This window comes from Millionella massiliensis (assembly GCF_900104655.1).
GTDB lineage: Bacteria > Bacteroidota > Bacteroidia > Bacteroidales > Rikenellaceae > Rikenella > Rikenella massiliensis.
Genome location: NZ_FNWD01000002.1, coordinates 2,716,905 through 2,742,917, shown reverse-complemented (window position 1 = coordinate 2,742,917; position 26,013 = coordinate 2,716,905). Strand labels below are relative to the sequence as shown.

General features: G+C 53.3%; 20 protein-coding genes. 16 read left to right on the top strand and 4 right to left on the bottom strand.

The window, feature by feature from the left end; all coding sequences use genetic code 11:
• Window positions 1-147: 147 nt before the first annotated feature.
• The 4 genes from BQ5379_RS10425 to BQ5379_RS10410 all read left to right on the top strand — a co-directional run bounded on the left by BQ5379_RS10425 (window position 148) and on the right by BQ5379_RS10410 (window position 4,505).
• The gene (locus BQ5379_RS10425) at window positions 148-816 is read left to right on the top strand and encodes an ABC transporter ATP-binding protein (protein ID WP_071135378.1); all 669 of its coding nucleotides are present in this window, start codon (window positions 148-150) and stop codon (window positions 814-816) included.
• 55 nt (window positions 817-871) lie between these two features.
• The gene (locus BQ5379_RS10420; RefSeq protein WP_071135377.1) at window positions 872-2,101 is read left to right on the top strand and encodes an ABC transporter permease; all 1,230 of its coding nucleotides are present in this window, start codon (window positions 872-874) and stop codon (window positions 2,099-2,101) included.
• Window positions 2,098-3,273: an ABC transporter permease gene (locus tag BQ5379_RS10415; protein WP_071135376.1), complete on the top strand. Its 1,176-nt coding sequence runs from the start codon at window positions 2,098-2,100 to the stop codon at window positions 3,271-3,273. The genes BQ5379_RS10420 and BQ5379_RS10415 overlap by 4 nt, the downstream gene beginning before the upstream one ends.
• 224 nt (window positions 3,274-3,497) lie before the next feature.
• The gene (locus BQ5379_RS10410) at window positions 3,498-4,505 is read left to right on the top strand and encodes a hypothetical protein (protein WP_071135375.1); all 1,008 of its coding nucleotides are present in this window, start codon (window positions 3,498-3,500) and stop codon (window positions 4,503-4,505) included.
• A 46-nt stretch (window positions 4,506-4,551) separates the two neighbouring features.
• On the opposite strand, the gene BQ5379_RS10405 is transcribed toward BQ5379_RS10410, so the two are convergent.
• On the bottom strand, window positions 4,552-6,381 hold the full coding sequence (locus BQ5379_RS10405) for an O-antigen ligase family protein (RefSeq protein WP_071135374.1): 1,830 nt from the start codon (window positions 6,379-6,381) through the stop codon (window positions 4,552-4,554).
• Between the two features lie 51 nt (window positions 6,382-6,432).
• Here BQ5379_RS10405 and lepB point away from each other — a divergent pair, with 51 nt between their 5' ends.
• The 4 genes from lepB (at window position 6,433) to BQ5379_RS10390 (ending at window position 9,534) form a co-directional block, all read left to right on the top strand.
• Entirely contained in the window at window positions 6,433-7,314 is an 882-nt protein-coding gene (gene lepB, locus BQ5379_RS10400; protein WP_071135373.1) for a signal peptidase I, read from the top strand.
• 177 nt (window positions 7,315-7,491) lie between these two features.
• Entirely contained in the window at window positions 7,492-7,734 is a 243-nt protein-coding gene (locus BQ5379_RS11165; protein WP_143039483.1) for a hypothetical protein, read from the top strand.
• Window positions 7,735-7,781: 47 nt separating this feature from the next.
• Window positions 7,782-8,936, top strand: coding sequence for a 6-bladed beta-propeller (locus tag BQ5379_RS10395; RefSeq protein WP_071135372.1), 1,155 nt, complete (start codon window positions 7,782-7,784; stop codon window positions 8,934-8,936).
• Window positions 8,926-9,534, top strand: a complete 609-nt coding sequence (locus BQ5379_RS10390; protein ID WP_143039460.1) for a hypothetical protein — start codon at window positions 8,926-8,928, stop codon at window positions 9,532-9,534. Before BQ5379_RS10395 ends, BQ5379_RS10390 begins: the two co-directional genes overlap by 11 nt.
• Window positions 9,535-9,947: 413 nt before the next feature.
• Here the strand turns inward: BQ5379_RS10390 and BQ5379_RS10385 are convergent, their stop codons facing one another.
• Both BQ5379_RS10385 and BQ5379_RS10380 read right to left on the bottom strand, forming a co-directional pair.
• Window positions 9,948-10,580, bottom strand: a complete 633-nt coding sequence (locus tag BQ5379_RS10385) for a hypothetical protein (RefSeq protein ID WP_071135370.1) — start codon at window positions 10,578-10,580, stop codon at window positions 9,948-9,950.
• Window positions 10,544-11,044, bottom strand: coding sequence for a hypothetical protein (locus BQ5379_RS10380; RefSeq protein ID WP_143039459.1), 501 nt, complete (start codon window positions 11,042-11,044; stop codon window positions 10,544-10,546). Before BQ5379_RS10380 ends, BQ5379_RS10385 begins: the two co-directional genes overlap by 37 nt.
• Before the next feature lie 807 nt (window positions 11,045-11,851).
• Here BQ5379_RS10380 and BQ5379_RS10375 point away from each other — a divergent pair.
• The 5 genes from BQ5379_RS10375 (at window position 11,852) to BQ5379_RS10355 (ending at window position 17,126) form a co-directional block, all read left to right on the top strand.
• Window positions 11,852-12,520: an ABC transporter ATP-binding protein gene (locus BQ5379_RS10375; RefSeq protein WP_071135368.1), complete on the top strand. Its 669-nt coding sequence runs from the start codon at window positions 11,852-11,854 to the stop codon at window positions 12,518-12,520.
• Between the two features lie 56 nt (window positions 12,521-12,576).
• The gene (locus tag BQ5379_RS10370) at window positions 12,577-14,073 is read left to right on the top strand and encodes a TolC family protein (protein WP_071135367.1); all 1,497 of its coding nucleotides are present in this window, start codon (window positions 12,577-12,579) and stop codon (window positions 14,071-14,073) included.
• Window positions 14,074-14,091: 18 nt separating this feature from the next.
• Window positions 14,092-15,339 carry an efflux RND transporter periplasmic adaptor subunit gene (locus BQ5379_RS10365; protein WP_071135366.1) on the top strand — a complete coding sequence of 416 codons (1,248 nt, stop codon included), beginning with the start codon at window positions 14,092-14,094 and terminating at the stop codon, window positions 15,337-15,339.
• A 643-nt stretch (window positions 15,340-15,982) separates the two neighbouring features.
• Window positions 15,983-16,573 (top strand): hypothetical protein, encoded by a 591-nt coding sequence (locus BQ5379_RS10360; RefSeq protein ID WP_143039458.1) that lies wholly within the window; start codon window positions 15,983-15,985, stop codon window positions 16,571-16,573.
• Window positions 16,574-16,640: 67 nt separating this feature from the next.
• Window positions 16,641-17,126: a hypothetical protein gene (locus BQ5379_RS10355; protein ID WP_071135364.1), complete on the top strand. Its 486-nt coding sequence runs from the start codon at window positions 16,641-16,643 to the stop codon at window positions 17,124-17,126.
• A gap of 753 nt (window positions 17,127-17,879) precedes the next feature.
• Here the strand turns inward: BQ5379_RS10355 and BQ5379_RS10345 are convergent.
• Window positions 17,880-20,069, bottom strand: coding sequence for a hypothetical protein (locus BQ5379_RS10345; protein ID WP_143039457.1), 2,190 nt, complete (start codon window positions 20,067-20,069; stop codon window positions 17,880-17,882).
• 336 nt (window positions 20,070-20,405) lie between these two features.
• On the opposite strand from BQ5379_RS10345, the gene BQ5379_RS10340 reads away from it, so the two are divergent.
• From BQ5379_RS10340 to BQ5379_RS10330, 3 genes are all read left to right on the top strand, one after another.
• Entirely contained in the window at window positions 20,406-22,958 is a 2,553-nt protein-coding gene (locus BQ5379_RS10340; protein WP_071135361.1) for a GH116 family glycosyl-hydrolase, read from the top strand.
• A 6-nt stretch (window positions 22,959-22,964) separates the two neighbouring features.
• Window positions 22,965-23,573 carry an RbsD/FucU domain-containing protein gene (locus BQ5379_RS10335; protein WP_205408205.1) on the top strand — a complete coding sequence of 203 codons (609 nt, stop codon included), beginning with the start codon at window positions 22,965-22,967 and terminating at the stop codon, window positions 23,571-23,573.
• Between the two features lie 311 nt (window positions 23,574-23,884).
• Complete coding sequence (locus BQ5379_RS10330; protein ID WP_071135360.1) at window positions 23,885-25,957, top strand: alpha-amylase family protein; 2,073 nt, start codon at window positions 23,885-23,887, stop codon at window positions 25,955-25,957.
• The last annotated feature ends 56 nt before the right edge of the window (window positions 25,958-26,013 follow it).

The window sequence follows — 26,013 nt, the reverse complement described above, 5'->3', positions numbered from 1 at the left end:
TCCGATTGTTTTTTGTAACTTGCTTTACAATCGTATATAAACATTCCTAAATTATTCTCCATCCGGAGGACCTGTCCTCGCCCGCAGCTAGCCGCACGGCAACCATCCTGCCCCAGACAACCCCTCCTGCAAAAACCCACACACGCCATGATTACCCTTGAAAACATCTGCAAAACATTCTATACCAACGAAGTACAAACCAAAGCACTCGACGGCGTAAGCCTGACCATCGAAAAGGGAGAGTTCGTCTCCATCATGGGGCCCTCCGGATGCGGCAAATCCACCATGCTCAACATCATGGGGCTGCTCGACGAACCCACATCCGGCTCGCTGACCATCGACGGCGTCAACAGCGCCGGCTTGACCGACAAACAACTCGCCGCCCTGCGCAACCGGAAACTCGGATTCATCTTCCAGAGCTTCCACCTGATTCCGGCTCTGAACGTGCTGGACAACGTGCTGCTGCCCATGCTCTACCGCCCACGGGAGATGAGTTCCGCACAAATGCGCAAACGGGCCGAAGAGGTGCTCGCCAAGGTCGACCTGGCCCACCGCATGAAACATTTTCCCACCCAGCTCTCTGGCGGCCAGTGCCAACGTGTGGCCATAGCCCGCGCCCTGATGGGGGCACCCGAAGTGATCCTCGCCGACGAACCGACCGGTAACCTCGACTCCAAGATGGGGGCCGAAATCATGGCTATCCTCAAGCAGCTCAACGCCGACGGAACCACCATCGTGATGGTGACCCACGACGAGAAAATAGCAGCCCAGACCTCCCGCATCGTGCGCATGGCCGACGGAAAAATACAGGCGTAACCCCCACGCCCACCTTCACGGCTTAACATACTGTATTCACCTAAGGTGTGATCCTATGAAGCAACTATCCGGCTATCTGCGCACCGGGCTCTACAATATCCGGCACAATACTGCCTATGCCGTTTTCTGTATTTTCGGGACGGCGCTGACCTTCGTCTTCATCATCATCCTACTCCAGCTGAGCTATATCATCAATAACGACACACCCCCGCTCTCCAACTCGCATCGCATCATTCGTATTGGCGATAAATTTGTGGACCGATCAGGTCAATCGATTGATGGTCTGATGCTTCCGGGAATCCTCCAGATGCGCGACCTGGTCAAAGATTATGAGGTTTTTGCCATTACACATACAGAAAACGGAGTGCTACAGGCGAACGACCGCATCAAACCGGGACTGGTTAATTTTATTAATTCCAATTACTGGCAGGTCTATAACTTCGAATTTATCGACGGTCGCCCCTTCACCCAGGAAGACTATGCAGCAGCCACACCCGTTGCTGTAATCAAGGAAAGCTATGCGCGTGCCTGCTTCGGAGCCCAAACGGCCGTCGGACAAAATGTGGAATTTCAAGGCAACACCTATCAAATCGTCGGAGTCGTGGCTGATTGTTCATTTTTCGCCAACGACTTTTCAAGTATGTGGGTTCCATACAAATACAATAAATACGTACCATCGGGAGTCACCAGCTATACCGTCCTGTACCTGTTTCCTGAACAAATGCTGACATCAGTCATGAAACAGAACGTAACACGCGCACTTCAGTACTATTTCGAACTGGCGGAGACGAACGTGGACCCGGATTCTCTCCAGATTAGGACGTTGAAAGAGGAACAAATGGTCAGATTCGGAGATCGCGCAATAACCTACGGAACCGGATTGGTCATTTTGCTGCTCCTGATCATTCCGGCCATCAATATCGTGAGTCTGAGTGTGGCAAATGCCAATACCCAGGCTACGGAAATCGCCATCCGCCGGGCTCTGGGAGCTTCCCAGAAGTCCATATTTGTCCAAAAAATATCCGAACATTTTCTATTGGTCATACTCGGCATGATTCTTGGCTGGATTTTGGTTTATCCCACCATCTCGCTCTTCGAAACCAAAATCCTCAGTGCAATGTCGGTCGAAGGAGTGACGCTCCTGGGGAGTATGAATTACTGGATCATTCTGTACGAGATTCTTCCCCTTTGCATGCTCTTCAGTCTTCTGTCCGGAGGTATTCCAGCCTACAAAATTTCTCGCCAGAATATTGCCTATACGCTTAAAGGAGGGGCCAAGTCATGATTCAGCACATTTTCAAAATGCTATGGAGTCAGCGAAAATACTTTGCAGGTATTTTTGTCGAACAATTACTGATCTTCATCATCCTGATGCTTTGCATGGTATCGGTCGCTCAAAAAGGTGTCCAGTATTATTCGCCGGGATTGTTGCAAACCGATCACACGGTATATTTCGGATATATGTTCCGTCAAGATCGCCCCAGTTCCCAGTCCCAATATGACGAAATGGGCAAACAGATGCAGAATGTCATTCATAATTTACGTGAAAAACCCTATGTAGCCGCCATTTCTGAAAGTTATGGTTTTTTACCATACCTGCGCGAACTTTACGGCAAAGACTCCATTACCATAGACCAACGCAAAGTCGAGGTCGAAATCTGTGGCTCGGACCAATTCGGGTGGCAGGTGCTCCGCCCCAAACTCATCGAAGGTGAATGGCTGACCGATAAAATGCTCCCCGACGGAAGTTATCCCAGTGTAATCACCCGCCAGCTGGCTGATGCTGTAGGGTGGCAACAGACTGTTGGACGTAAGATCCAGCTGTTTTCCAAACCTTTTACTGCTGTTGGCTTGATCGAAGGGAAGAAAATCGCGCCGTTCGACGAATCTGCTCCAACAATCATCATATCCGGACCACTCACTATGCAAATGTCCCGGTACATGGAATACGGGGCCCGACTGAAGCCCAATATGCAAGATGAGTTTTTCAAGGATTATATCCAGGAATTTCACAAAAATATTACCCTGCCCAATGTGGAACCTTCCATGGGAGATTTGGATAAGCAAAAAAACAACATGCTAATTACAACCACATTAGGCCTGATTTTCCGCTCCGTACCGACTGGTTTTTTCCTGATTTTCGGATTTATCGGGACTTTCGGTCTGTTCTGGCTCTACTCCAGGAAACGACTGGAAGAGTTCGCCCTGCGGCGTGCCATCGGCGCAACCAAAAACCGACTCGTGGGGATGGTCATGACCGAAAGCGTTGTGCTGACCCTGCTGGCTGCGATACCGGGGCTGGTGTTGGCCGGTTTCATCTATTCATGGGACGGGGTGGTGGTTATCGGAGTCGGGGCCACACTCGCCGTGATGCTGCTCTTCTCGGTCTTCAGCGCCTGGTACCCCGCATGGAAGGTATCCCGCGTCAGTCCCGCCGAAGCACTCCATAACGAATAAGTCCCCTTACCGATTCTCCCCCATGAAGAAAACAAAGATACTCCTGCTACTGTTTGGTGCGGCACTCGGCACAGTTTGGGCCGGGTGCCACGCCCAAACCAGGACAGATACTACCCAGCGAGCGAAGGCAAACATTGCACCGTGACGATAACTTGGATAGACTAAATCTTTACCTATAATCATTCTCCAACCAACTTTAGAGTCATGGGATTTCACCTTACTCGATGAAGAAGATATTATTTTTAATCGGATTGATTGGATTTTGCTCTGTTCAGGCTTCCCCGTTAAAGTTGAGTGTTCGCAGCAATACCAATGAGGCGCTGTGGTATGCCTACGTTTACGTGAATGGACGGACAGTAGCCGTGACCGATACGTTGGGCTTTGCGCAGGTGCCTGAGGAGAAACTCAAGATCGGGGATACCGTTTCGGTGTCGTATGTTGGTACCGAAACCCAGCGCATCGTGTACGACAAAACACTGCAACAGGTCGGGGAGTATGCTTTTGTACTGCCTGAGAAATACAATGCTCTGGTGACCGACGAAGTCGTTGTCAAAGCCGACATCGAAAAACTATACCGCAAAAACGTGGAACAGCGGCGCGCCTATTACTATATGAGTCTTTGGACTGCTGATTTTAATATGCAAATAAAAACTCCGGATGGCAAGAAATATCCCGTCATCGGAAAGATTAAATTCCCATACATCATGGGATTTGAGACTAAAATACCCCGTAAAATCATCACTTCGAGCGACACCACCGGTCTTTCATGGTACCTCAAATCAGACTTGACCTATGCCTTAACAAGCCTGCATACCGCATTGTACGTTGCCTCCCAGCCGGCGGCAGGGACATGGAAACCCTCATTCGGATACCTTGGGAAACAGGATGGCAATCGGATATTCCGTATCAGCTATGCCGAGATTCAGCCCGGAATCAGTTACCAGATATTGCTGAAAGCAGATCAGGAGACAAGAGAGGTGAAAGAGATAGAGGTTAACATTGCAGACCTGAACGACGGATCGGTAACCCATGATCGAGCAACCATAAGAACGACCGAAAAAAAGGCTTTTAAAATGCCTGCCATGTATGCTCCCACATCGATCCAGTATGATTTCCAATATAAAAACGGGACGAAAGTCGGAGTGAATATCCGTAATATCGACATCGAATATAACGGATGGGGAAAGAAAGCTACTGAAAAATTCATACAGGAAAATAAATCTTCGGAGTAAGACACCCCCACCGACTGTAACCTGCAAAACAAAACATGAAACGAGACTATTGTTCGCTTCGGTTTTTTTCAGAACCAGCCGGAGCGGTCATCTCGATTTGCCATTGCGACACGTTGCGCTTGATCTCAGCCGTGGCCGGAGAGGTAATTTTTTCCTGAAATTTCAGAATCCGGTCACACATCGAAAGACACTTGTCCCGCTGGTCCGTATCGCGGTAAAGCCGTGCCAGCAGATAGAGCGGATAAAGCCGATTCGGAAGGATATTGTAAGCCTGCCGATAGCAACGTTCGGCCTCGGCAGACTCACCCATGGCCTTGTAATTATTGCCCATTACATTCCAAAACATCGGATCGGCGCTTTGTGCAGCCCCTTCCGACAACAGTGCATTGCTCCGTGCGTATTCGCCCGTGAAATGCAGCGCGTGGCCATATTCGTACAGGAAACGGGGTTCGGCCTTGAGATAGATATATTGCGCTGCAGCGCTTTGGGCAACCTGTTCGTAAAGTTTCATGTCGTACATGACGTGATCCGTCCGCCAGGCCCGATAGGCTTCGGCACGGGGAAGTTCGTGGCGCCAGCACAGGTATACCGCAGGCCATGCGGCAAGCGTCCAGACCACCCACAGCAGGCGACCGGGAAGAGTGATGCCGCGTGCCGCAGGAGCCGCGGCAGCCAGTAAGAAGAGGCTCGTCAGGATAAATTCGGCCAGCGAAAAAGGGTACGAAGCACATGCGAAAATCAGGAGAGCGAGAGCTCCGAAGCAGAGCCCTCCGGTAACTGCGCGCCGGCGCCACAGTCCCCACACTCCCGCGCCTGCGGCCGATACAAACAGTCCCCCCCCGATTATTCCTCCTTCGGCCGTGATTTGCAGGTACTCGTTGAAAGCATCTTCGGGAGCCCCCGCAACGTGCACCTCACGGCCGGAAAAGCCGTTGTGTGCGAACCGTTCGGCCTGCTGCTGTCCGTATGCGCCTCCGAAATGGCCAAAACCGCAGCCGGTCAGCGGATAACGTCCGATTATTCCGGCCGTGGTTTTCCAGATCAGCATCCGTCCGTCGGCCGAATCGCGTTTCAAATGCCACGCCGCCACGCAACCGACCAGAAGAACGATTCCGGCCGCTATCCCTGCCGCGATGCAGACAGTCCGATGTCGGACGACCCACTGTTTGAGAGGTTCGGCATAGCAGTGGACCAGCGTGGCGGCGCAGCCGACGAGCGCTGCGGCCCAGGCCGTGCGGCTCATGGTGACCGGAAGTACGACAAGTATCAGGAAAAAGACGCCGGTCGCAACCCACCGTTCGACGACATGTCGTTTGTCGCGGGCGAGCATTCCGTAAAGGGCAACGGGGGCAAAAAGAGCCAGAAAACCACCGAATGGTCCGGGGTTGTAAAAACTTCCCGTGGCGGCATACAGCGAATGATGCGAAGCAGCTCCCCCATAGCATTGTATAATGCCGAGCAATGCTTCATAGCCTGCCACACACAGAAAAAGCAGGCGGAGGATGTGAAAAATCCGTTCCGACGTAAAGAGCATTCTCAAACCCCAGTACCAAACGAGCATCATGCCGGCAAAGATCAGGCGCATCGGATCGCCGTTACCTGTCAGACAGACGTTCAGGGTGTAATAAATGGTTCCGCCCACGGCGATGCCGTCGATCCAGGTCAGTCGGACCTGCCGGAACCTATTTCTTCGGATTAACAGATAGAGCGTTACGGCAACTGCAAAAGGAAGCATGCAGAGCAACAGCGTGAAGTATTTGGCGGTCACCAGGCCGTTTTGCAGCGTTTGCGACACGACGGGGATCACGTACAGGACAGCCGAAGCACACCCTGCAATTATCCAGTCGAAAATATCTTTTTGCGAAGTTTTTTTCATAATTTTGATTGTTAAAGATACCGGACATTTCGGTTAAAAGCAAGCATCTTCATGATGGATCAGCATAAAATCGACAGAATTCTAACGTGGATTTTTCGTCTTATCCTTGTATTCATAACACTTATTGTCCTGAAATACGTGTTATGGATTTTTGTATGGGATCGCTACCCGGTGCCCACCGAGTCGATGTACCCTACCATCCGGCCGGGTGACCGGATCATGGTCAACAAGCTTATTTTCGGGGCACGAATCTATCGATCGACCGATTTCATCGCCGACACCTCGGAACCGCGGGTGTTCCGAATGCCGGGATGGCGCAATCTGAAACACAACGACATCGTGGTGTTCAACTTTCCCAACATCGGCGAACAGGGTATTTGGTTCCGGATCAACCAGGCTTTCGTAAAACGGATTGTGGGACTGCCGGGCGATACCCTGTCGGTAGCAGGCGGCTTCTACCGCATTGCGGGACGCAGCGACACGGTCGGATACCTGCCCGCGCAGCGAATGATCGCACGACTGTCCGACAACGATGTACGGTCTAATCCAAACCGGATCTACCCCTGGTGCATACCTCAGTGGACCATCCGCGATTTCGGGCCGGTCTATGTGCCGCGCAGTGGTGCGACGGTACGGCTGGACAGCGTGTCGTACTGGCTCTACCGCCCGATCATACAACGCGAGACCGGCTGCTCCGTGACAACCGATTCGACGGGTGTGTTCCGAATTGACGGACATCCGGTTACACACTACCGCTTCCGGGAGAACTATTACTTCGTAGCGGGTGACAACGCGCTGTCGTCGTTCGATTCGCGGTATTTCGGTTTTGTCCCGGAGAACTACATTGTCGGCGTGGCAACGCGGATATGGGACTCGCATGATCCGGTGACCGGCGAACGCCAATGGTCCCGATACGGGAAAAAACTGCACTAAGTCGATTATTTGCATTATCTTGTCTATAGATGCACAACAAAAAGAAATAAAAAATATTTTTATTTCTTTTTGTTGTTTATTATTCAGCTTTATACTATATTTGATGTAACAGTCTGGTGAAGATGCCAGATAAACACAAATTAATTATTTTAAAAAATTTAACATTATAAAAGCAAAATCAAAATACTCCTGTTTGTAGTATCAGGAACAATTCTGTTAGGTGGAGGCGTGTGGATGTCTCACTTACAGCCACAAGACGGGAGTAATTCCGACATGCTGCTGGCCAACATCGAGGCCATGGCAAAAGTTGAAGAAAGCACAGGTTATCAGACGGTGGAAAAGATTACTGAAGAGCACCAGGATGGTTCTTTAACAATTTATTGTGAGTGTAGCGGTGACGGTACGCTTATATGTTGTTAACGACAAGGAGACAGGGATTTTGTCCCTGTCTCCTTAAAATACATAGTATGATGAAGACATTTTTTTTACGAATTGCGATCGTCGCAGTCTGCGTCATTGGTGTGGCCTCTTGTGGCACGAAACAGACGGAAGAGCCTGTTGTGCCGGTTGTCCGTGTCGATTTGGACATGGCTGCCCTGTCTGAAGAGGAAGCAGGGCAGATATTTACCGATCCCTCTTATGTCGTTTTACGTGGCGTTTTGTTGGGTCAAATCGAACAGATTTTGGATTGGGGAGACCGTTATGTCATCTATGATCAGAAACAGGAAAAAGTTTACTTGTTCGACACGCTTGGGCAATTGATATGCCCGGTGGGAGCGCAGGGGAAAGGCCCGCATGAGTATGTCCAGCTTGGAGGGATAGGCTTGAACGGAGAGGAACTGGTTCTTGGTTCGATTCTCCCGCATCGGTTGATGTTTTTCGATAAGAACGGCAATTTCTTACGGGACGAGCCGACCGAGAGTGTTGTTTTCAATAAAGGGATTGCGTGCAGCGGCGGCAAGATTTACGGTGTATCATCGTGCAATCGGGGTGAGTCGGGGTATACGGTAAGGCGTATTGACAGCGGTCTGGATACACCGTATCTGCCACGTGAAAATTGTCCGGCATCGATAGCCGGTGGTGCTTATCAAAGCGTCGCCGACAGCGGAATCATTTGGATCAGCCGCCCGTTCGACAACCGGGTTTACCGGATTGATCCGCAGAACAACGGCCCGGAACCTGTTTTCGAGTTTGATTTTGGCAACGGAAATATACCAGAGAGTTATACTGACGGAATCAACGATGTCGAGGTCATCATGAATGCACGTAAGGAAAATAAGGTTTTCCATGCGGCCCGACCGTGTCAGATCGGTCAGCAGTTGATGGTGGGGACCGGTGGAAATTATCTTTTGGTCGATTTGACCGACGGTGAAGTTCGTCGGATACAGGATATCCCGGTTTGCGAAGGTTTGACAATCAATCCGTGGGGATATGTGCCTCTGGCTTACCAGCATCGACGTATCGCGATGCAAGTCGATCCATTGTATGCAAATGAAGATATTGAGAAAGGACACATTTCCCATAGCTCGACATTAGATTCATTGATGTCTGCCAATTCCGAATATCAGAATCCCATCCTTGTTGTGTTTAATGTAGCAGACCCGAATCATCATGAGAATTAGATTTATGGGCTATATTTATCGTTCTCTTTTCCCCGCTGTCGCGATTGTACTGCTATACGCATGCGGAGCGAGACGATCCGGTACAGACACACTGCAACAGTGGATCGGCTCATCGGTGACGTTGCCAGACGATTTTGTCGTTCATGCCGACGGACGCGATATCGTGTGGACGGCGTTCGATACGACAACTTATGCACGAATGGTTATCTACTACAATGCAGAGGGCTGTACACCTTGCAAATTAAAAGAACTTTTAACCTGGGAATCACTGATCACAGCATATGATCAGGCCAAACATACCCGTTTCGCCTTCATCCTAAACGCAGATAATGCAACACCTCAGGAGTTAGATCAAATTGCGTACAGTATGCGATTTACGCATCCCATACTCATTGATACGGCATATTCATTCGAACGAAGCAACCCACAGTTGCCCCATGAGACAATATTTCATGTCTTTCTGTTGGATCGGAACAATCGGGTAGTTCTGGCTGGTTCGCCAATCGGTAATCCGAAGATGTGGGAATTATATAAAAATACGATTGCGCGTCTGGAAACAAGTGAAGGAATCATACCTAAAGAAGAGGCGGAGCAGTAACTGAAAACTGAAGTCACAATAGCGAAGGTTTCGACGCAGTCGGGATCTGCCCCCAACTATCGGACACGCTTCAAGGATATTCCTGCCGAAGGTATTTACTGGCTTCGCGGTCCCTGAGATAATACCTGACAACGGCCCTTCATGGCCGACACCACCAGCGAAGGATCGGTTTGGTATTGATGGGTACATTCGAACCGCTGAGACATGAGCGGTTTGAATGCGCCGATTATCGAGGTGCGAATCCTTGCACATACATATACTCAGACCAACAAGGCCCCTTGCGTAAAAGTTTTATCAGAACCGGTAAAGTACGATTTTCTAATCATCCACCATCCGAAATAAACAACCGCGTAAACATCACGGGGAGAGACGTCTAACGGCGCTCTCCCCGCATTGTTAACAGACAAACTGTATTATTTTAGTCTTGTCAGAATAATTTTCCCGTCCTGCTGGGTCACCTGGTAGCCTCCGCCAGTGATGATTACCGACGTACCGATATCCATCGTGATCTTTTGCTGGTTCCCAGCCTTAGGCAAGTCTTGAGCCGCTTGATCGACTTCATAGATGTATACGCAGCCGTCTGCGGCCTGAACAACGCAGGACTTATTTCCGAAGCTGAAACTTCCTCCGCTTGAGACGATGGACAAGTTCCCGGCTTGCACTTTTCCGGCGACGACCACCTGCTGTTCGTTGATGAGTTTGTCGACCTGCAAGTTACTGATATCCAACACTCCGTTCTGGAAAGCCTTTTGGGTTAGCGCCCCAATTTGGCCACTGACGCTTATCTGTCCTTTGTTGAAGACCTTGACGTTAGCCACACTGCAATTCGCGACATTCAGGTCGAGCGTCCCGCTATTAAACGCTTCGGCCTGCAGCTGGGCGACGCTGTCCACTTTGAGTTGCCCCGAGCCTTTGTTGAACACTTTGATTCGGACGTTCGGCGTATTGCAGATTTCGGCTGCAAATTGGCTGCTGTTAAAGACTTCGACGGAGATCGATTCGGTGGCTTTCAGTTTGCACCGCTGATGTTTGTCGAAGTTCCCCAAACTTTCAGTTCCATCGACGTGACGGGCAGATGGTCGTCCACACTCAGACTTCCCCCCTTCCGCATCGTGAATCGCAGAACGTTCAGCTTTGGGACCGTAACAATCAGATGCCCGCAGAAGTCGGTCGCATACCACATTCGTGAGCCGCGTTCCTGCTTCTCGAGAACCTTGCAGTGGTTGTCCAGACGCAGCCGGCCTGCATCCAGACGGCAGTACAAGGTGCGGTTGGGTTGGGAGGGATTTTCCGAACGGATTTCCCAGTCGTCCGGATGCCAACTCGTGTCCACCACAACTTCTGCCGGGACCTCGATGGTGAAACCAGGCGTTGTACCCTGTCGAATTTCGACATCGAATTGTCCTTTGATGTCCAGTTGTTCGATTGCTTTTCCTTCGAAGAGAGTGAGCACTTTTGTTTCGCCCCTCGCATTTTGCGCCCGTGCGATGCAGCCACATAAGGCAAACATAATACATAAAATTTTCCTCTCACGGCACAATAATTTGATAAATATTATACACAATATTAATCATTTTTGCCGAATTATAAAGTATCAGGCTATCCATATCAAACATATTTTTGCATGCCGCAATCACCCAGGAAATCAAAATACACTCCCTGAAAGCCGATCGTTTTCAGGTGTTGATTATAGCATGGACTAAAAAAAACAAATCACACATGAAAACCAACGAGTTCCCCCGTCCCTGTTGGAGACCCCGCTATGGCAGGCCATACGCCAAACGGATACGGCCATGTTTGCAAAAATATCAGAACTATTTAACATACAGGCTAACAATCTAATCTTCAAGCCATACAATAACCCCCTCCACCTACAACAATCCACAGGATTCTAAAAAAAATACACCTAATAATGTTATAAAGTTTGCACATTATGGAAAAATAATGTTTATCTTCAACCAATGGGAAACATCTCTTTCCCTGCTAAACCAGGCCGTCGAGGCACTACCCAACTTGTGCAGCCCCTGGTGCTACATGGGTGCAATCGCTTGTGCACAAGCAGATACGAGCAACGGCATCCGCTACTTGAAACGCTCGCTCACACTTGCTCCGGGAGATACACTCGCTAACAGATAAATAAATAAATACGACAAACAAACAGCACAACAACCCGCACAGTATAAAAAACAAGACGCTTATCCTTATCGATTTTTATATCGTAACCAACAAAACAAATTTGAACGTGGTACAACTCACGTCCTCTTAGCATCGAAAATATAGGAACATCAAAAATTCATCCCTAAATCCTCTCCCGCCGATGATTACCCTTGACAACATCTGCAAAACATTCTATACCAGTGAAGTACAAACCAAAGCACTCGACGGCGTAAGCCTGACCATCGAAAAGGGAGAGTTCGTCTCTATCATGGGGCCCTCCGGATGCGGCAAATCCACCATGCTCAACATCATGGGGCTGCTCGACGAACCCACATCCGGCTCGCTGACCATCGACGGCGTCAACAGCGCCGGCATGACCGACAAACAACTCGCCGCCCTGCGCAACCGAAAACTCGGATTCATCTTCCAGAGTTTCCACCTGATTCCGGCCTTGAACGTGCTGGACAACGTGTTGCTGCCCATGCTCTACCGCCCCCGGGAGATGAGTTCCGCACAGATGCGCAAACGGGCCGAAGAGGTGCTCGCCAAGGTCGACCTGGCCCACCGCATGAAACACTTCCCCACCCAGCTCTCGGGCGGTCAGTGCCAGCGTGTGGCCATAGCCCGCGCCCTGATGGGGGCACCCGAAGTGATCCTCGCCGACGAACCGACCGGTAACCTCGACTCCAAGATGGGTGCCGAAATCATGGCCATCCTCAAGCAGCTCAACGCCGACGGAACCACCATCGTGATGGTGACCCACGACGAGAAAATCGCCGCCCAGACCTCCCGCATCGTGCGCATGGCCGACGGAAAAATACAGGCGTAGTCCCACGCCCCGCCGAAGCACCCCATAACGAATAAGCCCCCTACCGGTTCTCCCCCATGAAGAAAACAAAGATACTCCTGCTACTGTTTGGTGCGGCACTCGGCACAAGTCTGGCCGAGTGCCACGCCCAAACCCAGACGAGCGTCGACACCATGCGGCTGACACTCGATCAGGCACTGGCCATCGCATCGGTGCAGTCCATCGACGCCATGATCGCCAAGAATACGCTGGAATCGGCCTACTGGACCTACCGCAACTACAAAGCCGACCTGCTCCCCTCGATGACCTTCAGCGGCACCCTCCCCAGCCTGAACCGCTCGCTCACCAACTACCAGAAAGAGGACGGAACCTATGAATTCATCCCCAGCAGTTCGCTCTCGGGCAGCGCCGGCATCTCCATCACCCAGAATATCCCCTACACCGGCGGTACGATCTCGATCCAGTCGCAGCTGCAACGCATCCAGCAGCTCGACGGAGCCCCCCTGACCAGCTGGCTCAGCGTACCGGCAGTCATCAGCCTCGAACAACCCCTGATCACCTCGCGCCCGCTGTACTGGTCGATGAAGATCGAACCCGAACGCTACAAAGCGGCCATCCAGCAGTTTGCTGTCGACATGGAGACCGTCTCCATCAAGACCATCCAATACTACTTCAACCTGCTGCTCTCGATCGTCAACAAGGAGATCGCCGAACAGAACCTCGCCAACGCCACCCAGCTCTACGAAATCGCACAAGCCAAAAAGGAACGCGGACTGATCTCGGACAACGACCTGCTGCAGCTCAAACTCGGCAAGCTCAACGCCGAAGCCGGTGTGGTCACCGCCTTGCAGAGTTACAAGGAGAACGTCTACTCGTTCCGCAACTTCCTGGGTTTCAACAACGACATGTGGATCAATGTCGACGTACCCGACGAAGCCCCCACCTACGACATTACGCTGGATCAGGTGATGGAGCTGGCCAAACGGAACAACCCCATCAACCACAACACCCGCCGCCGCCTGCTCGAAGCCCAGCAGATCATCGCCAACGCCCGTGCCAACCGCGGTTTCCAGGTGAACGTCTACGCCTCGATCGGCTTCACCGGCAGCGACAAAACCTTCACCGACAGCTACCGCAACCTGAAGAACTATCAGGTAGCCAGCCTCGGAGTACGCATCCCGATCCTCGACTGGGGACAGGGCAAAGGACGCGTCCAGCTGGCCAAGTCGCAGGCCGAAGTCGAAAAGAACCAGGTGCGACAGGACAACCTCGACTTCGAACAGAGTGTGACCCTGGCCGTACAGCGATACCAGGACCAGGCCGGACTGACCTCCGTCTACCGCATGGCCGACACCGTCGCCCAGCGCCGCTACCGAACCGCCTTCGAAACCTTCGTGATGGGACAGATCAACGTGCTGGACATCAACTCCGCGCAGACCGAAGAAAACACTGCCAAACGAAACTATATCAACCAGCTCTACTACTCCTGGCTCTACCTCTACAACCTGCGCCAGATCACCCTCTACGACTTTGGTACCCAAAGCAATATCGTCTATAATTTCCAACCCAAGTAAATCCCGTCCCCCGACCCTATGGATACACAACTACCCCAGGAGATCATCCGACAACGCAAACGCAAACAGATCATCCGACTGGCCTCGATCGGCACCGTCGTCCTCGTGCTGTTCATCGTGCTGGTGAGCGTGCTCCGCTCCGGCATCGACGCCTCGTCGATCAGCACCGCCACGACAGACCTGGGATCGCTCGAAGTCTCCGTCACCGCCTCCGGCAAGGTCGTCCCTCTCTTCGAAGAGATCATCGCCTCGCCCGTCTCGTCCAAAGTGCTCGAAGTGTACCGCCGCTCCGGCGAACAACTCCAGGAGGGCGACACCATCCTCAAGCTCGACCTGGCCGCCACCAACACCGACTTCGAACGGCAACGCGACGAACTCGAAATGAAACGCAGCCAGATCGAACAGCAGATCTCCGACGCCGAAACCCAACTCTCCGAAATGGCCATGCAGATCCGCATCGACAGCATGCGTCTCGAACGGTCCGAAGTCCAGCTGCTCAACGAAAAATACATGGACAGCATCGGAGCCAGCACCCCCGACAAGATCCGCCAGGCTGAACTCGAACTCGCCGTACAGGCCATGCAGTACGACCAGCTCAAACTCAAATACGCCAACCTGGTCAAGAACACGGAGGCCAACCTGCGCGTCTCGGAACTGGACTACAATATTGCCCAGAAGAACTTCGCACTGGCCCAGAAAACAATGGGTGATGCCCAGGTGCGTGCCCCGCGTGCCGCAACCCTCACCTGGGTCAACGACCAGATCGGAGCCACTGTCGGACAGGGCGAACAGTTGGCCATCGTCTCCGACCTGTCGCACTTCAAGATCGACGCCGAGATCGCCGACACCTATGCCGACAAGGTGACCCCGGGCAACCAGGTCGTGGTCGAGATCGGAAACACCCGGCTCGCGGGCATCGTCGGTAACGTCGTGCCGGCCGTCGACAACGGAACCATCCGATTCACCGTGACCCTCGAAGTCAACGACGATCCCAAGCTCCGGTCGGGTCTCAAAGCCGACGTGTTTGTGATCAACTCGGTCAAGGACGACGTCATCCGGCTGGCCAACCGCTCGTTCTACCACGGCCCCGGAAACTACGAAATGTGGGTCGTGTCGGACGGCAAGGCCTACAAACGGAACGTCGTGCTCGGCGAGAGCAGTTACGAATTTGTCGAAGTGCTCGAAGGGTTGGAACCCGGCGAAACCGTTATCGTCAGCGACATGAGCCGCTTCCGCGACGACACCAAAATCAAAATCCGGGAGTGATCCCGTCCGCCCCCCGACGCCCACACTTCACACCTTTTTTACCCTGTATTCCTCGCCGCAACCCAGAGAATAGAATACAGGGTAATTTTTAGGCCCACATCCTTACATAACAAATATGAAATTATATCAGGACAGAAGAAGATCCCACTATAACAGATGAGGTGACTGTAGTTGGTCCAAATACTCAGGACTACTGTCCGCTTTGCGGCTTCGAATACTGTATTGGTGACTTTGAAAATCAAGGGTAAAAATGGCAATACAAATAACGGTAACAGGGGTACTAATCACGACTGTACGAACACTCAGTAGCCACGTATACTAAAGCTACAAATACCACTACATTAAATACATCAACGTCGATGCAGACGGATTGCGAAACGGATTGATTGAGGATACATTCCCATGCATATCAATTTATCCTTTTCGATAATCCGTATGTTGCATGAAATTTGAAGCAAGAGTGTATGGAACTATTGTAATCAATCAGTTCCGCACTACCAGGATCGATTAATTATTTGAATCCTTTGGGAAGCGAAACGCCACAAAATATTATAACAGCATTTGTTAATGACCTGAAAATTCAAACTAACAATTTCACGCAAACGTTGACTCCTGAAGCTAAGGATACTTTAATCTCAAGATTATGGTGAATATTGTACCCAATATCCCGCAGGTAATCCCAATTGGGAATTTAAAGCGGTTGATAACGCTCAAAAATAAAACGGCCACGAGGACGCTACTTTCAATGATTGCGGTAATAATGTCTGTATCGGCAATTGCGCAGAACGACTATAGAAATGGAATTCATTTCCATATAAATGACTCTACTACATGGGAATGTTCAATTTTTAAAAATCATATCGGATTGCAAAACAGCAATAAATATGACTTTGATAAAATATCCAGCTCCGTTACAGCCGATCCCGATGATTACTCTATTTTCAAACGAGCTTTTGAGGAGACATTCCTTCCCGAAGAACAAGTAAAATATGGGGATGTCTGGCTGTCAATTGAAATCATTCTTACCGGGGAAATGCAACCCGTTGATGTTGGTTTTGCTTTTGAAAATAAAGTACCAGCCAATACAATCCCTATTACCAGATTTATCACGCTTCGACAGAAAATTTTAAATTATGTTTCATTTTCCCCGAATCCGTACGCTAAACCTGATAAATATTACCGATGGTGTAAAGGCATAGGTACCATACATTATTATCTAAATATGATAAAATAACACACAGCACTGACTTCAACACACTGGTTTTAAGTCAAATAATTAGAGATTTACTAATCAGATTGTCATGAAACGTTTGATTTTATCACTGCTCGCCCTGGGTTGCATCACCTTGGCGCAGGCACAACAGAAAACAACACTCGCAGAGTGCAACGGAGATACCGTTGCCTATCTCAAGAAAAATTTCGTAGAAGGCAAGCAACGTTTTATCGGGCAACCTGTTTCGCTCATATTGGACGAGTGGAGAAGCCAGCTTCCCGTTGGGAAACTAATCTTCAGTGACACGGGATGGAAACGAGATACAAGCAAAGCAGAGTTGATTAATGGTATTGCCTTGTACTTTATTACCAATGAAGAGCTGGGATTAAGAGACATGCAAAAAAAACCATATACCATACTCAACATCTCCCTGGCTCCCCCATACCATGATAATATATGGGACATTTATCATCTTCAAGATTCGGAAAACGAAACACTCGGACCTAAATTATATGACCGAATCAAAGATTACATCGTTACTGATGTAAGTGATTTTGAGATGAGGCGACAATAGGGACTGACATTCCCGGCTTGGAGCCGTCATTTTTTGAGACAGGCGACGGACCAAGCCGGGAATTATATTATTCATAGAATGGCATGAAACGAGTGCGCGACACGCGCTCTATTTTGTGCTTCGTGTTACATTGCTCCACCATACCACCACAATGTATGGAATCTCATTAAACTAAAGAGATACGTATGTCGATGATTCCGACTCGACATCCCAGCGCTCTCCCACAATGTCTGTTCGGTCTGGTCCTCATCTGCTGGCCACTGCTCGACACCGACTCTTTAGCGGTTGTGCGACAGTTAGACCACATCCGCTACTTCGTGAAGGGGGAACCGGGGCTGGCCGATCTGCAGGGTATCACCCTAACCGCCCCGATCTTCAATTTCATCTTCCCGATCTACCAGGGCGACCCCATGCTGTTCGGGGTTGAGCGTGCGGGTCGGGACGCGTGCTTGCACCGTCGCGCATGCAATTTATCGTACCGCTGCACGACAATCCCAACATAGACGCACTGATCCGACGCATCCGCGAGTTTCCGGCTGTGCCATAGTCCTCCACCACAACCGTCCATTCCCATTCGTGCCCCAAGGCTCCGCCATATAACATTCGAGCGTTCCGGGTTTGGTTCCCGGAACGCTCGAATACAACAGCATGGGGACAATCCCCATCTACTTTTCCCAAAAAAGATTATCGCTTCGACCGACAACGGGAGCCATTCTTACGCAGTGGGCCATCCGTATCGGTCACGCAACTCGATCAACTGTTTTTCCGGATGTGCAGCACGACGCAACCGCGTACCACAGGCACATCGATCCGGGGAGTCTCACCCGCTGCATTACGCACGACGGGCAGCGATTGCGGCATATCTTTTCCGGGATGCCATGCCTCCACAGACCATTCACCGCCCCCGTTCAATACCCCCAGATCCACACCGACCGTACTGTCACGCGCATAGACAACCGGAACGACATAGCCGTCGGGCACTTCGAATACATTGGCCTTCGCATTATCCGCAACGACCTCCACGGGAGTCGCGCTGAGCACCCACTGGCGACCCTCAAGCTGTTTCATCAGCGGTCCATAATCGAGATACTGCCGGTCGCCCCACTCGTCGGGACGGATGGAATGGTCGTTGCCCGGGAAAGGACACATGGGGAAAGCTCCCATATAGAGGTACTTCTGGAAGAAGTTGTCCGGCCCGTCCACCTGCAGATCGCCGACCGAAGGAGTCCAGCCCAGGAACGGCTTTTTCAGCACCAGGAATGCCGTTGCATTGAGCGCACTCTCGTAATTGGTGAACTCGTCGAGAATCCCGTCCGCATGCCGCAGCAGGTCGATACGTTTGGTGTGGTTGTTCACGAAGATCACCTTCCCGGCACCGTGCACCTTCTCGGCGAAACGATCCATGAACGAATGCCAGGAGAGAATCAGCGAACCGGCCGGCTGATCGTTGAACCAGCTCCGGCCGTCGTCCCGATCCAGATTGAACATGCGCAGCCAGTCCATCCGGTCGATGCAGAACCCATAGGCATCGGGAATCTGCTGCAGGTGACGATCCGTCTGCTCCAGCAGGAAATCGGCATAGACCGGCACACCGCAGTCCATCACCACCCCGTCTTCCCAGGTATAGAACATGCCGCCATTCCGGACTTTGGAATATATCGTTCCCTGGACGTTCATCGAATCGGGAACGCGCAGAATCGCCGGCCGCAGCACACCGTACAGATAGTCGTCACTGTTTTTCCACTCCTCACCCGGTGCGGTCGAACGCGGCGGCACCTGTTCGGAAACACGTGCACCGAATTCCGTGACGTTAAAATAGTTCAGAACACAAAATCCCATCTCTTTCATGCGGGCTGCATAGTCAGCCATCCCGGCCTGCGAGGTTTTACCCCCGCCAAAACGAGTCCACTCCTCGTTCCGATCCACCGGCGGCAGGAACATCCCCATATACGGGAAGTCGAAGCTGGCACGCCAGTTCACGCGGAACGCCATTCGCTTCATTTTCTCCACATCGAAATCCACGTCGTGGTTCGTATAGGCCGCCGTACCACCCATGGTTTGAGCCAGCGGGTTTTCCGGTTCGAAGAACTCGGGATAGCGGTTACAGATCCACGCCAGCGACTCCCGCCAGTTGGCCCCGTGACCGACAATATCGCACGAGAAGCAGATCGGATTGGTCTCGACCAGTCGATGGTTGAGCCGCGTGAAGACCATCCGCCCGTCGCGGGTCGTTTCGAGCGTCATGTCCTGAATGTAATCGTCCAGCGCCTGTACCAGCGAGATGCCCACACCGCGCTCACGATCGATCGCCACAGCCACCGGCACCGAAATGATGTCGCCCGACAACGGGCAATAGCCAATCCGCGGTGCTTCGGGGGTTACGGCCGGAGCTCCATAATAATATATGGTATCGGTAAACGGTATCGGAACCAGCGGGTCGAGCCAATTATTCGTCGGGGTGTTCATCAGCTTCAGTTCGTTCCGGAAGCCTTCGTCGGCAATCTCCTCCAGGCGGATACCCGGTCGTCCCCAAGTGGTCCAGAATCCCGCCGAGTCGGCCGTATGGATAGACATCCCCAGCCGAATCGGAACACTGCACGGATCGGCATCGCCAATCACTTCACACGTCCATCGCACCGAACTCTCGGTGGGATAAATGCTTTCGACCACCTGCGCCGTACGACCCGTACTGTCGGCCAGGGTTTTCGACACCCAGACCGTATCGGCCTGGCGATCGACCAGCACATCCAGCACTTCGTACCCGTCCAGCGTGACGTCGCCCGCCACATCGCGGAACTGCGTACCCTGATACTCGATCGAAGCGATTTCGCCGTCCGGCGCCACCGTCACCGACAACGATCCGTTATCGACCTTGTTACTGCAGGCGCACAGACACGAAACGCCGAGCAACAGCGAGACTCGAGTGAACCAATGTATTTTCATAAGCAACGAATTTTAACAAAAGTTGTTGAAGATATATAAAAGAGGCCGCATTTCATACGAAACACCCCGTATTTAGCAAAACGCTTCGTATCTGTTGAATTTTAAACACCAGCGGAATCGGCAGCGCACCCATCCTGCCGGTCAAAACACTCCCCCCCGAGAAGATCACCCCTCCCCTATCAGCACGATCGTAACTCACAGATAATAAAAAGAAGATTTATTTTTGGAACTTTGTTCCAAAAATCAAACTAATCATTACCTTTGCTGTGGAGACCGACTCCACGCAACGCCGCGCAGGGCCTCCACCCATCACAGAACCAAACACTTAAGCACTCGATGAACACCAAAAAACGCCTCCTCGTACTGCTTGGGGCAAGCAGTATCCTGAGTGCCGGGGCCAGCAACTGGACGCCGGCAGAATGGCCCGTACTGAAACACTACGACAGCGAACACCTCTATCAGGTAGCCCTGCCGCTCGGTGGCATCGGCACCGGAAACGTATCGCTCGGCGGCCGCGGCGAACTCCGCGACTGGGAGATCATGAACGTGCCCGGCAAACGATACAGCACCGTGACCACCGGTAACAACGCCCCCTTCTTTGCCATCTACATGAAACCCGAAGGCGGCGCCTCGACCACCAGCCTGCTCGAAGGACCACTCTACAGCCAGGAGTACATGCACTACGAAGGGCGTCCGGTGAACCACCACGGTTTTCCGCGCTTTGCCAACGCCTCCTTCGACGCCGCCTACCCCTTCGGACAGGTGAACCTCTCCGACCCGCAGCTGCCCGCCACCGTACGCATCAAGGGATTCAACCCGCTGGTTCCGGGCGATGCCGATGCCAGCGGCATGCCGATCGCCGTACTCGCCTACGAAGTGACCAACACGGGCGACACCCCGATGACCGTCTCGATCTGCGGTTCGATGCGTAACTTCGTCGGCAAGGACGGCAGCAAATTCTACAACGACTGGAAAGGCGACTACATCCCCACGGGCGCCGACCGCAACAACAACGAATACCGCGAGAGCGACGGTCTGAAAGGGATCTACCTCTACTCCGAAGGGGTCGATCCGCAGGATCCGGCCTGGGGCACCATCGCCCTGACCACCGACGACACCGACGGACAGGTCAGCTACCGCACCTCGTCGAAAGCCGACGCGTGGAACAACGCCATCCTCAACTTCTGGGACGACTTCAGCGACGACGGCATCATGACCGAACGCGAGAAGGCACCGGAACCCGACCCGATGGCTTCGCTGGCCGTCAGCAAGACCATCGCCCCGCACCAGAGCGAGACCTTCGTCTTCTACCTCACCTGGAACTTCCCCAACCGCAAGGCCTGGTCGCCGACCGTCGTGGGCAACTACTACAGCACCCAGTACGCCGACGCCTGGGATGCCGCCCGCAAGATCGTGCCCCAGCTGTCCGAACTCGAAGACGAAACGCTGATGTTCGTCCGCGCCCTGCTCGAAAGCACCTATCCGGAAGTCATCAAAGAGGCCGCACTCTTCAACCTCTGCGCCCTCCGCTCGCAGACCGTCTTCCGCCTGCCCAGCGGCCACCTGATGGGTTGGGAAGGGATCATGGACCGCTTCGGCTCGTGCCAGGGTTCCTGCACCCACGTCTGGAACTACGAAGTGGCCACCCCGTTCCTCTTCGGCGACCTGGCCCGCACCATGCGTGACGTCGAATTCAACTACGCCACCCGTCCCGACGGGCTGATGAACTTCCGCGCCGCCCTGCCGCTGGCCAATGCCGCTTCGGGCGGAGCCGCCGCTGCCGACGGCCAGATGGGCTGCATCATGAAGGTCTACCGCGAATGGCAACTCTCGGGCGACCAGGAGTTTCTGAAACAGTACTGGGAACCCGTCAAACGCGTCCTCTCGTTCGCCTGGGTCGAAAAGGGCTGGGACGGCAATCAGGACGGCGTGATGGAGGGATGCCAGCACAACACCATGGACGTCAACTACTACGGTCCGAATCCCCAGATGGGTTTCTGGTACATGGGCGCGCTGCGTGCCGCCGAAGAGATGGCCAAGGCGATGAACGACAAGGAGTTCGCCCGCAAGTGCCGCAAACTCTTTGAACAGGGCAGCCAGTGGATGGACGAAAACCTCTTCAACGGCGAGTACTACGAACACCGCATCACCGATCCCGAGACCTTCGAATTCATCGACACCACCGCTGCCGACGTCCAGATTCCCGACTTCCAGCTGGGCCGCGGCTGTCTGGTCGACCAGCTCGTAGGGCAATACATGGCCCACATCTGCGGTCTGGGCTACCTCGGTAACAAGGAACATATCCAAACCACCCTCCACAGCATCATGAAGTACAACTTCGTGCCCGACTTCAGCCGCCACTTCAACAACATGCGTTCGTACGTCATGGGCAACGAAGCCGGCCTGCTGATGGGTTCGTGGCCCCACGGACGTCTCGAAGTGCCATTCCCCTACTTCGCCGAAGTGATGACCGGTTTTGAATACACCGCCGCCGCAGGGATGATCTACGAAGGGATGAGCGACGACGCGCTGACCTGCATCCAGGCGATCCGCGACCGTTTCGACGGAGCCAAACGCAACCCCTTCAACGAACCCGAATGCGGTTACCACTATGCCCGTTCGATGGCCAGCTGGGCCAGTCTGATCGCCTGGAGCGACTTCCGCTACTCGGGTGTCGAAGGACGGATGCACTTCACCGCCACGCCGGGCACCTACTTCTGGAGCAACGGCTACGCCTGGGGCACCTGCCGCATCACGGAGAACGACGCCACGCTGACCGTGCTCAAGGGCGACCTGAACATCGGCGGCGGCCTGACGGTGGGCGACCGCACCGTCAAGTCAAAGACCAAACAACTCACGGCCGGCCAATCGCAAACCTATAAACTGTAGACCGCCATGCGACGACTTACCATCGCGGGGCTTGCCCTGCTCGCACTGGGAAGCGTAGCCTGCAACGGCACCTCCCGGAACAATGCCGAAAACAACGTCTGCCCCGCAGCCACCTGTTCCTCCAGCCCCGCAGCTTCTGCTGCGGACTGGAAAGCGGAACTGCAAAGCCAGCTTCCGCTGCTGGGTCACCGCAACTGGATCGTCATCGCCGACATGGCCTACCCGTTGCAGACCAATCCCGGCATCACGACCCTCTACTCCGGCGAATCGTACGGCGAGACGCTGAAGAGCATCTGGAGCGCGATCAGAGAGCAGCCCCACGTTTTTGCCCACGTCTATCAAGATCGTGAGTCGGAGATGCTGACCGAAACGACCTGCCCGGGCATCGACGAGTTCCGCAACCAGACGAACAACACGCTGGGCGAAACAAAGGTCACCTACCTGCCCCACGAAGCGCTGATCCGGAAGCTGGACAGCGCCAGCAACCTCTATCGCGTCATCATCGTCAAGAGCAAGCTGACCCTGCCCTACACCACCACCTTCCTGGAACTGGACTGTAAATACTGGACCCCGGAACAGGAGGCGGCCGCACGTCGGAATACCTCCCGACCCTAAACCCGCTTCATTTGCTCCATCCTTTCGTGGCGCGAGCCGGAATCCCATCAGGGATTCCGGCTCGTTCCGTTTGAGGCAACGTCACCGCTTTACCCCAATCAGGCGCGGCGTTCGTCCGACCACGACCCGATATCGACCGGCTCGCAACTTGCTTTTTTCACAAAAAGACCCGCACGCCTATTGTTAATTCCAAATATTATTTATAAATTGCCTTGATTTTATAATTCAATATTATAAAAGATAAAATTTTTACACCTACATATTGTAATAAATACATTTAGAATTCCACCCGAAATTCCAAACTCAACAATATGAAAATGAAGAAAAAAACGTTTTGGGCCAGTGTATGCGGCATCCTGTTATGCAGCACTCCGGCCTTGGCACAGAGCCTCCCCGCCGGCCTCAACAAACACCTCGGCAACGCAGCCGTCCGCGTCGATGGCGACACGTTGATCGCCTCGACCGGACAGATCGAGCGCAAATGGGTACTGACCCCGGCCGGTCTGAAGACCCACTCGGTCACCGACCTCACCCGCCACCGGACCTGGGGCAAAGAGACCCCCATCGCCTGCGACTGGGATCTGCCCGGCGCCATCGGCCCCGACAGCCGCGCCACCCTCGTCTCACTCGACGTCCGCAAGAGCGATGACGACGGATTCATCAACCCCCATCTGGAGGTTGTCACGCAATTCCGCTACGACTCGGCCCACCTCGAGTTGCAACACGTCGTGTGGCTCTTCCCCGATGCGCCCGGTCTGCGCGTCCAACTCCGCGCCAAAGCCCTCGAAGGGTTCAACCCCGAAGGACTCCCCGAAAGCGAATCGACCCGCAACTACTACGGCCACACCCTCTCGGTACCCAGCGGCCGCGCCGAATACCTGCCCCTCGACTACTCGCTGCCCAACCAGCGTCGCTACTGGGGCTACTACAACGACCCCGGATCGCGCCACGACCAGAGCCGTGACATGCTTCGCGAAGAGGTCGTCGTGGGCTACCCCGTCTTCCAGGACGAAGACATCAACTGGGCCAGCGGCATCAGCACCGAATACGGCGACGAAGGGGTGATCGTGGTCAAAGAGTCGCACAAGTGCGTCAACCAGCAGGGCCACAACACCGGCAGTTTCTATGCCGGCCCGAAAGGGCTGTTCGTCACCGGCTGGGGGCTGACCCCGTCGGAGATCGTCCCCGACCGTTTCCGCGAATGCTGGGCCAACTGGACCATCGTCTATGCCGGCGGCAATGACGGCATGCAACTGGCACTCAAACGCTTCGACCGCGCCCGCTACCCCGTCTTCCCGGAACGCGACATCATGATTATCAACGACACCTGGGGCCCGGCCAATCCCGGCGGAGCTCAATTCGCACAGGAAGACTACCTGCTCAAGGAGATTCCCCTGCTGGCCGATCTGGGTATCGACGTGCTGCGCATCGACGACGGCTGGCAGATCAACCCCTGGGGCGGCGACAAGGAGGTATTCCGTCCGAGCTATCCCGACGGCTGGAAAAACATCACCGAAGCCTGTCGCAAGAACCACCTGAAACTCGGTCTGTGGGTTGCCATCCAACGCGCCAAACAGCAAGACCTGCTGCTCAACCTCAAAGAGGCCAACGTCGTAACCTGGAAAGTCGACTTCGACCACCTCAACAACCGCGCCGCCTTTGAGAACCGCTTCAAGAACATCCGCGAGATCATGAAGAGCGCTTGGATGAAGACCCAGTTCTCGTTCTGCCCCGAATATGCCGATCCGCGCTACGGCTGGTACTACGCCAAGGAGTACGGCAGCATCTACTTCCAGAACATCCAGGAGGCCCTGCCCGAACACCTGATCATGGTACCGTACCACGTGCTGCGCCAACACTGGCTGATGAGCAAATACTTCAACAGCAACAAGCTCCAGGTGCTGCTCCAGAACCCCAAACGTGCCGATGCGCGGTACAGCGATGCCAACCAGCACGGCCACGGCTACTGTTTCGCCATGGGTCTGCCCTTCATTCCCGTCTTTTTCCAGAGCGCCCAGTACCTCGACGAACCCGGTCGTGCCGAACTGAAAGAGCTGATCGCCCTCTACAAGCAACACCGTGAAGCGATGTTCTCGTGCTACTCGTTCCCGATCGGCGAGACACCCACCAACGCCAGCTGGGCCGGTTTCCAATTCATCGACGACGCCCAACAGAGCGGCTACCTGCTACTGTTCCGCGAGCTGCACAACACCCAGCCGACCCACTCCGTACAGCTGAAATTCGTGGCCGGCAAGACCCTTCAGATCACCGACCTGCGTAACCAGACGGTTCGCGAAGTCGAAGTAAACCCCGAAGGCTACGCCACCTTCACCATCGACCAACCGGCCGACTACGCCTATCTGCAATACAAAGTTCTCCCCTAAACCCGCTCACCGGCAGGGATTCTTTCGGAAGTGCCCGATCACCTCTCCGCGAGAGT